At 38.3% G+C, this 1,605-nt stretch carries 1 protein-coding gene; it reads left to right on the forward strand.

Annotation, left to right across the window (positions count from 1 at the left end; genetic code table 11):
- A partial coding sequence (locus G6W42_RS10330; RefSeq protein ID WP_196779978.1) for an Ig-like domain-containing protein occupies positions 1 to 1,605 on the forward strand: 1,605 nt, incomplete at both ends.

A 1,605-nucleotide genomic window follows, 5' to 3' on the forward strand; every position in this document is an offset into this window, starting at 1 on the left:
CAGAAGATAATGATCCAAAAGATGGAAAAATTTCTGATAAAGAGAATAAGGCTGGCGATGGTGATGCTGGTAAAACAACAGCTGAAGTCATCATTCCACAAGATGGCAGCGTAAAACCAGGTGATAAGCTAATAGTTACTGATGACAAAGGTAAGGAGACTGTAAGACCAATCGAGCAAAGCGATATCGATAAGGGTAGCATCGATGTTCCAGTTGATCTAAACCCAGGTAAAGACAATACTATAATAGCTGAGATAGTTAACCCTAATAATCCTGATAACCCAGGCAAAGGCAAAGGTGTAATAGGTGAGAATAGTGAAGCTACTAAAGCTCCAGAAGCTCCAGTTATCACTGATGTTATCGATGATGTTGAGGGTGGTAAATTTAACCAAAGCGTTAAAGGTGGCTTAACAAATGATAACACTCCAACCATCAAAGGAACAGCAAAAGCTGGATCAACAGTTATAATCTACGACAATGGCGTTGAGATCGGTAGGATAGAAAAAGCAGATGCCAACTGGGAATTTACAACACCAGTACTTACTAAACAAGGCGAGCATAAATTTACAGCTAAAGCAGAAAATGCATTTGGTACTAGTGGTTCAAGTAATGAAGTAAGTATTGATCTTGATACAATAGCTCCAGTTATCAAAGAGGTTACAATAACTCCGATCGATACTGCTGCTAAAGCCGATGATACAGCAGAAGCAACTCTTATAGTAGGTGTTACAGATACTCCTCATGCTACTATCATCGCTAAAGATAAAGATGGAAATTTCTTGGGTAAAGCCGACGCAAATGATAAAGGCGGCTTTGTTATAGATGCTAAACCTGTTAATCCTGGCGATAAAGTGGTCTTTGAAGTAACTGATAAAGCTGGCAATACTAGTGAAAGCGAATTTAAAGCTGGCAATTTAGCTCATCCAAATGATCATACAGCTCCAAAAGTAGATATCGATACTGTAAATCCAGTAGATGAGACCAACCCATCAGATGGTACTCCAGATAAAGGTATCGTAAAAGGTAAATCAGATGAGCCAAATGCTCCAGTAGTTGTTACTGATGAAAATGGTAAAACAATAGGTACTGGCACAACTGATGACAAAGGAAATTTCGAAATCACTACTGATCCAATCAAACCAGGTGATAAAGTAACTGTAGAAGTAACTGACAAAGCTGGTAACAAAGGTAAAGATACAGAAACTGCTGGCGATATGGATATCATTCATAAAGATCTTCCAGAAGCTCCAGTTATCAATGAAGTAATTGATAACGTTAAGGGTTATGAAGAAGATACTAAAGTAGGCAATGTTCTTGATGTAAAAGGTCATCTAACAAATGATAGTACTCCAACTATCAAAGGAACAGCAAAAGCTGGATCAAAAGTAGAAATTTACGACAATGGCAACAAGGTAGGTGAGACAACAGCTAAATCTGATGGTTCATGGGAAGTTACAACCACAGCTCTTACAAAAGATGGCGAGCATAAATTTACAGCAACTGCTGAGAATAAATTTGGTAAGAGCACACCAAGCAATGAAGCTACAATCGATCTAGACTCAATCGCTCCAAAACTTGTAAACGTTAAAATCACTCCAATCGATA

The sequence above is a fragment of the Campylobacter concisus genome, assembly GCF_015230015.1.
Taxonomy (GTDB): domain Bacteria; phylum Campylobacterota; class Campylobacteria; order Campylobacterales; family Campylobacteraceae; genus Campylobacter_A; species Campylobacter_A concisus_AF.